This window comes from Burkholderia sp. HAN2018, from assembly GCF_024704855.1.
Lineage (GTDB): Bacteria > Pseudomonadota > Gammaproteobacteria > Burkholderiales > Burkholderiaceae > Burkholderia > Burkholderia cepacia.
The window spans coordinates 1-8,708 of record NZ_QOBB01000271.1 but is presented as its reverse complement, the minus strand read 5'-3'; the positions used below and the strand labels follow the sequence as shown (position 1 = coordinate 8,708).

General features: G+C 68.8%; 9 protein-coding genes. 5 read left to right on the top strand and 4 right to left on the bottom strand.

Going from position 1 to position 8,708, the window contains the following annotated elements; genetic code table 11:
* Window positions 1-36 precede the first annotated feature (36 nt).
* Both cysN and cysD read right to left on the bottom strand, forming a co-directional pair.
* Window positions 37-1,950, bottom strand: a complete 1,914-nt coding sequence (gene cysN, locus DPV74_RS36220) for a sulfate adenylyltransferase subunit CysN (RefSeq protein ID WP_119338929.1) — start codon at window positions 1,948-1,950, stop codon at window positions 37-39.
* A complete protein-coding gene (gene cysD / locus DPV74_RS36215; RefSeq protein ID WP_226180307.1) occupies window positions 1,950-2,930 on the bottom strand; it encodes a sulfate adenylyltransferase subunit CysD in 981 nt (326 codons plus the stop codon). The genes cysN and cysD overlap by 1 nt, the downstream gene beginning before the upstream one ends.
* Window positions 2,931-3,060: 130 nt before the next feature.
* Here cysD and DPV74_RS36210 point away from each other — a divergent pair, with 130 nt between their 5' ends.
* Genes DPV74_RS36210 through DPV74_RS36195 form a run of 4 tightly spaced genes read left to right on the top strand, consistent with a single transcriptional unit; the run spans window position 3,061 to window position 7,192 of the window.
* Complete coding sequence (locus DPV74_RS36210) at window positions 3,061-4,170, top strand: DUF1214 domain-containing protein (RefSeq protein ID WP_119338928.1); 1,110 nt, start codon at window positions 3,061-3,063, stop codon at window positions 4,168-4,170.
* Complete coding sequence (locus DPV74_RS36205) at window positions 4,167-5,360, top strand: sulfotransferase (RefSeq protein WP_119338927.1); 1,194 nt, start codon at window positions 4,167-4,169, stop codon at window positions 5,358-5,360. The genes DPV74_RS36210 and DPV74_RS36205 overlap by 4 nt, the downstream gene beginning before the upstream one ends.
* A gap of 42 nt (window positions 5,361-5,402) precedes the next feature.
* Window positions 5,403-6,194: an SDR family oxidoreductase gene (locus DPV74_RS36200; protein ID WP_091925860.1), complete on the top strand. Its 792-nt coding sequence runs from the start codon at window positions 5,403-5,405 to the stop codon at window positions 6,192-6,194.
* A 17-nt stretch (window positions 6,195-6,211) separates the two neighbouring features.
* On the top strand, window positions 6,212-7,192 hold the full coding sequence (locus DPV74_RS36195; RefSeq protein ID WP_060205003.1) for a hypothetical protein: 981 nt from the start codon (window positions 6,212-6,214) through the stop codon (window positions 7,190-7,192).
* A gap of 50 nt (window positions 7,193-7,242) precedes the next feature.
* Here DPV74_RS36195 and DPV74_RS36190 read toward each other — a convergent pair whose 3' ends face one another.
* Together DPV74_RS36190 and DPV74_RS36185 are read right to left on the bottom strand one after the other, a co-directional pair.
* Window positions 7,243-7,695 carry a nuclear transport factor 2 family protein gene (locus tag DPV74_RS36190; protein ID WP_119338930.1) on the bottom strand — a complete coding sequence of 151 codons (453 nt, stop codon included), beginning with the start codon at window positions 7,693-7,695 and terminating at the stop codon, window positions 7,243-7,245.
* 13 nt (window positions 7,696-7,708) lie between these two features.
* Window positions 7,709-8,188 carry an SRPBCC domain-containing protein gene (locus tag DPV74_RS36185; protein WP_059682387.1) on the bottom strand — a complete coding sequence of 160 codons (480 nt, stop codon included), beginning with the start codon at window positions 8,186-8,188 and terminating at the stop codon, window positions 7,709-7,711.
* Between the two features lie 340 nt (window positions 8,189-8,528).
* Between DPV74_RS36185 and DPV74_RS36180 the strand changes: the two genes are divergently transcribed.
* Window positions 8,529-8,708 (top strand): deoxyribodipyrimidine photo-lyase (locus tag DPV74_RS36180; RefSeq protein ID WP_162923239.1); only part of this gene is annotated, 180 nt, incomplete at its 3' end.

The following is an 8,708-nucleotide window of genomic DNA, read 5'->3' as shown; positions in this document are numbered from 1 at the left end:
CCGGCGGGCAACCGCCGGGCTGCCCGCCTGCGGCGCCTACGCCGCGCGCTCGCGCAGCAGGTAAGCGACGATGCGCCCGGCCGCTTCGTCGGGGGACTCGGCGACCGTATCGACGCGCAGTTCGGGCCGCGCGGGCGGCTCGTACGGCGAATCGATGCCCGTGAAATGCTTCAGCTCGCCGCGCCGAGCCTTCTTGTACAGGCCCTTCGGGTCGCGCTCCTCGGCGACCGCGAGCGGCGTGTCGACGAACACCTCGACGAACTCGTCGGGGCCGGCGAGCGCACGCGCCATCTCGCGTTCCGAGCGGAACGGCGAGATGAACGACACGAGCGTGATGAGCCCCGCGTCGAGCATCAGCCGCGCGACTTCGGCGACGCGCCGGATGTTCTCCACGCGATCGGCCTCGGTGAAGCCGAGATCGCGATTGAGCCCGTGCCGCACGTTGTCGCCGTCGAGCAGGTACGTGTGCTTGCCGAGCGCGTGCAGCCGCTTTTCGACGAGGTTCGCGATCGTCGACTTGCCGGCGCCCGACAGCCCCGTCAGCCACACGATGCGCGGCGTCTGCGCCTTCTGCGCGGCACGCGCGGCGCGGTCGACGTCGACGGCCTGCCAGTGCACGTTGTGCGCGCGGCGCAGCGCGAAGTGCAGCATCCCGGCACCGACCGTGTCGTTGGTGAAACGGTCGATCACGATGAAGCCGCCCGTGTGGCGGTTGCGGTCGTACGGATCGAACGCCACGGGCCGGTCGAAGCTCAGGTTGCACACGCCGATTTCGTTGAGCGCGAGCGTGCGCGCCGCGAGATGCTCGCGCGTGTTCACGTCGACCTTGTACTTCGGCGTCGCGCAGGTCGCGCCGACCGTCTGCGTGCCGAGTTTCACGAAATACGGGCGGCCGGGCAGCAGCGGCGCGTCGTGCATCCACACGAGCGTCGCCTCGAACTGGTCGGCCACCTCGGGCGGCGCATCCGCGCGCGCGATCATGTCGCCGCGGCTGATGTCGATTTCGTCGGCGAGCGTGAGCGTCACCGCGTCGCCGGCGTGCGCGATGTCGCTTTCGCCGCGTTGCGTGATCACCGACGCGACGCGGCTCTCCTTGCCGGACGGCAGCACGCGCACGCGCTCGCCGACGCGGATCTCGCCCGATGCGATGCTGCCCGCGTAGCCGCGGAAATTCAGGTGCGGGCGGTTGACCCACTGCACCGGCAGCCGGAACGGCTCGTCGCGCGTCACGCGCGCGGCGAGCGGCAGCGTGTCGAGATGCTGCATCAGCGTCGGGCCCGCGTACCACGGCATCCGCGTGCCCGGCGCGATCACGTTGTCGCCGCGCAGCGCCGACATCGGGATGCTGACGATCTCCTCCAGCCCGAGCTCGGCCGCGAACGCGCGATAGTCGGCGTCGATGCGCTCGAACACGGCCCGGTCGTAGTCGACCAGGTCCATCTTGTTGATCGCGAGCACCACGCGCCTGATGCCGATCAGCGCGACGAGATGGCTATGACGGCGCGTCTGCGTGAGCACGCCCTTGCGCGCGTCGATCAGGATCACGGCGAGATCGGCGGTCGACGCGCCGGTGATCATGTTGCGCGTGTACTGCTCGTGGCCGGGCGTGTCGGCGACGATGAACTTGCGGCGCGCGGTCGCGAAGAAGCGGTACGCGACGTCGATCGTGATCCCTTGCTCGCGCTCGGCCGACAGGCCGTCGACGAGCAGCGCGAAATCGAGCTCGCCGCCCTGCGTGCCGACTTTCTTCGAATCGGCTTCGAGCTGCGTGAGCTGGTCGTCGAACAGCATGTTCGATTCGTAGAGCAGGCGGCCGATCAGCGTGCTCTTGCCGTCGTCGACGCTGCCGCACGTGATGAAGCGCAGCAGGTCCTTCGTCTGCGCATCGTCGGCGTGCATGTTGGGCGTCGCGTGAGCGGGCGCCTCGGGCGCGGTGAGAACGTGTGCCATCAGAAATATCCCTCCTGTTTCTTCTTTTCCATCGAGCCGGCCGAATCGCTGTCGATCAGGCGTCCCTGTCGTTCCGACGTGCGCGTCTCGCGCATTTCCCGAAGGATGTCGTCGAGCGAGCTCGCATCGCTGTCGATCGCGCCCGTCAGCGGATAGCAGCCGAGCGTGCGAAAGCGCACCTTGCGCATCTGCGGCACTTCGCCGTGGCGCAGCGGCAGGCGTTCGTCGTCGACCATGATCAGCGCGCCGTCGCGTTCGACGACGGGCCGTTCCTTCGCGAAGTAGAGCGGCACGATCGGGATGTCGTGAAGCTGGATGTACTGCCAGATGTCGAGTTCGGTCCAGTTCGAGATCGGGAACACGCGCAGGCTTTCGCCCTTGCGCTTGCGCGCGTTGTACAGCGACCAGAGTTCGGGGCGCTGGCGCTTCGGGTCCCAGCGGTGCTGCTCGGAGCGCAGCGACACGATGCGTTCCTTCGCGCGCGATTTCTCCTCGTCGCGGCGCGCGCCGCCGAACGCGGCATCGAAGCCGTAATGATCGAGCGCCTGCTTGAGCCCCTGCGTCTTCCACACGTCGGTGTGCATGGCCGAGCCGTGCGTGAACGGATTGATGTCGTTCGCGATGCCGTCGGGGTTCACGTGCACGCGCAGGTCGAGGCCGAGGCGCGCGGCCGTCTCGTCGCGAAACGCGATCATCTCGCGGAATTTCCACGTCGTATCGACGTGCAGCAGCGGAAAGGGCGGCTTCGCCGGGTAGAACGCCTTCATCGCGAGATGCAGCATGACCGAGCTGTCCTTGCCGATCGAATACAGCATCACCGGGTTCTCGCTCTCGGCGACCACCTCGCGCATGATGTGGATGCTTTCGGCCTCCAGTCGCTCCAAGTGGGTCAACATCGTTCGTCTCCTTGTTTCATGCCGGCGCCGCGCGACATGTGCGGCGTTTCGTGCATGACGCCAACGGTATCGAGCGAGCGGCATGCCGCTCTTCGTCCGGGTGGACTAAACCGCGGCACGGCCGTGGAGCGGATCTTTCCTTAGTCCACCCGGACGAAGAGGTGCGCGACGGCGGCGCTTAAGGTGAGTGCTCGACCATCGGCGGAGACGACACATGACGGACGACACACGTGCCACGCAATTGCTTTCGGGCCAGACCTGGGCCGATTTCTGCGACACCCTGAAACGCAGCGGCGAACAGATCCTGCGCGCCGAGGCGCCGGACGATCCGCTGACGCGCGCGGAAGGCTTTCGTTACCTGAGCCGGCTGATGCGCATCGCGCTCGAAATGCACGTCGAATTCGCGGACGGCGCGTGGCCCGGCTTTTTCTCGCCGTCGCACGAGACCGCGAAGATCGGCGCCGACAATCCCGACAACCTGTACCAATACGCGCGGCTCGACGGCCGTTGCGAATACCGCGTGACGGGGCGGCGCGGCACGGTGGCCTACCTGAGCTTCGGCACGCAGAAGGGCGGCTACGAGACCGACGGCAAGATGCTGCAGACGGGCTTTCTCGATGCGAAGCAGCTCGAGATCGCACCGGACGGCAGCTTCGAGATCGTGCTGGGCGAGACACCGCGCGCGGGCAACTGGGTACGCATGGAGCCCGGCACCAACGCGTTGCTGGTGCGCCAGACTTTCCTCGACCGGCGCACGGAGACGCCCGCGCAACTGAAGATCGAACGCATCGGCGCGCACGACCGCCCGGCGCCGCTCGATCCGCTCGCGTTGCAGGGCGGCCTCACGCGCGCCGCGCAGTTCGTCGAGCAGACGGCGAAGCTGTTCGCCGACTGGGCCGCGGGCTACCGGTCGCACGTGAACGCGCTACCGCCCGCCGACCAGGCGCTGTGCCAGTCGGTCGGCGGCGACCCGAACATCTACTACTACCACTCGTGCTGGGAACTGGCCGACGACGAGGCGCTCGTGATCGACGTCGACACGGTGCCCGACTGCGATTTCTGGAACGTGCAGCTCAACAACTACTGGATGGAGTCGCTCGACTACCGGCACTTCGATATCTGCGTGAACAAGCACGGCGCGCGACGGAATGCGGACGGTGGCGTGACGGTGGTCGTCGCGGCCGCGCGGCCGGGCGACGCGAACTGGCTCGATACGGCCGGGCATCGCACCGGCACGATCTGCTGGCGCTGGGTCGGCGCCGCGCAGCCGGCGCATCCGCGCACGCGGGTCGTGAAGCTCGCCGCGCTGAAGGAGGCCGCATGAACGCGCCGATCGACCTGATCCGCACGCGGCTCGACGCCGACGGACTGATCGCCGAGGCCGTGTCGCGCACGGGCGGGCTCACCGCGTTCGGCGACGGACCGTATCGCGACGCGCTCGACGTGATGTGCGCGTCGCTGACCGACGAAGCGAAGCTGTCCGAACGCGGCGCGGCGATGATGCGCGAGAAGCTCGTCGGGCAACTCGTGAACCGGCTGGTCGTCGAGGATTACTTCCGGCGCCATCCGGAGATCGCCGACATCGCGATCGACGACCCGCTCGTGATCGTCGGCCTGCCGCGCACGGGCACGACGCTGCTGCAGCGGCTGCTGGCCGTCGATCCGCGCTTCCATACTGCCGCGTGGTGGGAGACCCGCTACCCGGCGCCGCTCGCGGGTGAGACGCTGGCCGAGCCGGCGGTGCGCATCGCCCGCGCGCAGGCCGAAGTCGCGACGATGATCGACTGCATTCCGCAGATCCTGACGATTCATCCGCTCGATGCGATGCTCGCCGACGAGGAGTTCATGCTGATGGAGCACTCGTTCGTGTGCGCGATGGATTCGTACGCCAATGTGCCGCGCTATACGGCGTGGCTCGCACGGCAGGATCTCACGCCGGTCTATACGTACCTGAAGCGGATGCTGCAGTTCCTGCAATGGCAGAAGGCGCAGCGCGGGGTTGCGCCGGCCACGCGCTGGCTGCTGAAGACGCCGCAGCACCTGCATGCGCTCGACGTGCTGTGCCGCGTGTTCCCGCGCGCGCAGGTCGTGCTCACGCACCGCGACCCGGCGCAGACGATTCCGTCGATGGCCAGCATGGCGCACACGCTGTGGCAGATGTATGCGGACGATCCCGATCCGCTTGCCGTCGGCGCGCAGTGGAACGCCGGGATGGCCCGCGCGATCGGCGCCGCGATGGCCGCGCGCGATGCGCTGCCGGCCGGCCGCTTCCTCGACGTGCGTTTCGAGGACACGGTGTCGAATCCGCTCGGCGTGGCCGAGGCCGTGTACGCGTTTGCCGGCCTGCCGCTCGATGCGCGGCGGCGCGCGGCGATGACCGACTGGATGGCGCGCAACGGCCGCGACAAGCGTGCCGCGCACGACTATTCGATCGCGCGCTTCGGCTTCACCGATGCGCAGCTCGCGCGCGACTTCGCCGCGTATCGCGCGCGGCACCTGCGGGCGGCCGGCTGACGGCCGGGCTCGCGAAAACCAACGACAACCAGGAGACAAGCCATGTTGCTGAAGGACAAGATCGTCGTGATTTCCGGGATCGGGCCGGGGCTCGGCGTGAAGCTCGCCGTCGAGGCCGCGCGCGAGGGCGCGCGCGGCGTGGTCGTCGCGGCGCGCACGACGGAAAAGCTCGACGACGCCGAAACGCGGATCCGTGCACTCGGCGTCGATTGCGACGTGCTGAAGGTGAAGACCGACATCACCGACCGCGCGCAATGCCGGCAGCTCGCGACGCAGGCCGTCGAGCGCTTCGGCCGGATCGATGCGCTCGTGAACAGCGCATTCGTGCACGGCAGGTTTCCCGAACCGGTGGAGGACGCCGACCTCGACGGCTGGCGCGCGGTGTTCGACACCAACGTGTTCGGCACGATGGCGCTTACGCAGGAAGTCGTGCCGCACATGAAGCGGCACAAGCGCGGCGCGATCGTGATGATCAACACGCAGGCGACCCGCAAGCCGTTTGCAGGGGAAGGCGGCTACGCTGTATCGAAGGGGGCGCTCGCCGTTGCGGCAAAATACCTGGCGCGCGAACTCGGCGTGCACGGCATTCGCGCGAACAGCATCCACATGGGGTGGATGTGGGGCGTGCCGACCCGGACGTATTTCCGGCAGGCGGCGGCCGAATACGGGATGACGGAAGAGCAGGTGATCGCGCCGGTCGCGTCGAACATCGCGCTCGCGAAGCTGCCGACCGACGACGATTGCGCGCGCGCGGCGCTGTTCCTCGCGTCGGACTACGCGAACGCGGTGACGGGCGCGACGCTCGACGCAAATGGCGGCGATTTCATGCCCTGACGACGGAGCAAAGGATCATGCAGGACAACCACGACGAACGACACTTCCTTGCGTTCAACGGCGACGCGGACGGCCTGTGCGCGCTTCAGCAACTGCGGCTCGCGGAGGGCGTGCGCGGCACGCTCGTGACCGGCGTGAAGCGCGACATCAGGCTGCTCGAGCGGATCGACGCGCGCGCGGGCGACATCGTCACCGTGCTCGACGTGTCGCACGACCAGAATCGCGATGCCTGCGCGCGGCTGCTGCGCGACGGCGCGACGGTCCGCTATTTCGACCATCACTTCGCGGGCGAGCTGCCCGACGATCCGCGCTTCGACGCGCATATCGACACGGCGGCCGACGTCTGCACGAGCGCGATCGTGAACCGTTATCTCGGCGGCCGGCACGTGCGCTGGGCGATCGTCGCGGCATTCGGCGACGAGTTGCCGGCGCTCGGCGGCGCGCTCGCGCGCGAGCACGGGATCGACGACGCGGCGCGCGACACGCTCGCCGAACTGGGCCTCTACCTGAACTACAACGCGTACGGCGAGTGTGTCGGCGATCTGCATTTCGACCCGGCGGCACTTGCAGATGCGATGCTGCCGTGCGTCGACCCGCTCGAGTTCGTACGCGAGACCGCCGTGTTTGCCGCGCTGCGCGACGGCTACCGCGACGATATGGCACGGGCGTGCGCACTCGCACCGCTGCGCGAGGTGCCCGGCGCGACGCTGGTCCGGATGCCCGATCATCCATGGGCGCGGCGCGCGACGGGCATGCTCGCGAACGAGCGGATGCGCAACGCGCCGCATGCGGCGCTCGCGGTGCTGTCGCCGCGCGCGGACGGCGGGCTCGTCGTCAGCGTGCGCGTGCCCGACGGCCGGCCGCTCGGCGCCGACGAGTTCTGTCGCGGCTTTCCGACCGGCGGCGGGCGCAAGCGCGCGGGCGGCATCAATCACCTGCCGGAAACCGAGTTCGACGCGTTCGCCGAGCGGTTCGAGGCGGCGTTCCGGCTCGATTGATGCGACGGCCCGCGACGCGTGCGCCTCGCGGGCGCCGGGTTGCGGCGCGATCAACCGGTCGCGCCCGCGAGCATGGCCGGCACGTTGTGGCCGTAGCAGCGCTCCTCGACACGCTCGGCGATGCGCCAGCCGAACGCGGTACGCGCGAACCGGTCGACGTACCACAGCCCGAGAAACATCACCTGCGTGCCGCCGTCCGGCAGCGCGACTTCCATCGGATTGAAGCAGATCGTGCGGCCGCGCGCGGTGTCGCCGTCGAGCCGGATCGACAGGTTGCCGACCAGGTGCTGGTACTGCGGAAACCGCGGCAGCACGGTGCGCAGCCACGCCTTCACGTCCGGATAACGGCCCGCGATGCCGCCCATCGCGCGATAGTCGATCGCCGCGTCGGGCGTGAACACCGCGTCGAGCGCGTCGAAGTCGCGCGTGTCGATCGCGGTCGAATACGCGACGATCAGTTCGCGGATGTCGTGATGGTCGGACAGCGTTTGCAGATCGGGCATCGGCGGCTCCCGGTCAGGCGCCGTTGCGCCGGCGTGCCGCATGGAGCGCTTCGGCGCGCCGCTTCACGTCGCGCGCGCACTGGTCGAAACCCTGTTTCACCCACGCACCGTGGTTCTGCATGATCGTGTCCGCGTTGATGCCGAGGAACTGGTCGGTCGTGAAATAACGGCAGCGTTCCGCGCCGATCGCGTCGATGTACTGGTCGCGGCGCGCGGCGTCCTTGTTGTCATCGGTCGGGCGCTGCTCCCACGACAGCAGGCGTTCCGGTTCGCACGCGACGAGGATCTCGTTGACGGGAATCACGGTTTCCGTGCCGGGAATGCGCACCTGCATGTGCACGAAATCGCCGAGCCTGCCGGTCGTTTCGAAGCCGACGCAGAACGTGTTCCATTCGCCGTAGCGCGGGAAGTCGGTCAGCACTTCCCAGACGACGGAGGCCGGTGCGTCGATGTCGACGGTGATCGAGGTGACGAGATTCGAGGGTTTGGTCATGGCGGCGTATCGGGTGAATAGCGGGTGAGGCCGCGCGCCCGGCCGGCCGGGCGCCGCAGCAGTCGGAAAGGTCCGCGCCGGCGTCGGCCGGCGCGCATGGCAGGGGCGGGACGCGCGGTGCCGGTAGCGGCCGGCACGTGCCGCGCGGCGTACCCGACATCGAGCGTAGGCCGGCGCATGCGGCGAAGAATCGTCGGAATGGACTAAGGCGTTTCACCGGGGGCGGCAGGGGGCGCGACGGCCGTGACCGTCGTCGATCCGCCGGCGTGCCGAACGTCGACACCGCGCGGCGCAGCCGCGACAATACGCGTCTCTTCCTGCTTTCGTCATCGAGGTGCCCGTGCCCGCCAAGTCGTCCGTTGCTCCCGCGATCGTCTGGTTCCGCGACGATCTGCGCGTGACCGACCAGCCCGCGCTGACGCGCGCGGTGGCGTCGGTTCGGCCGCTCGTATGCGTATTCGTCGACGACACGGGCGCCGGCGCCGGGCGCGCGCCCGGCGGCGCGGCGCGCTGGTGGCTG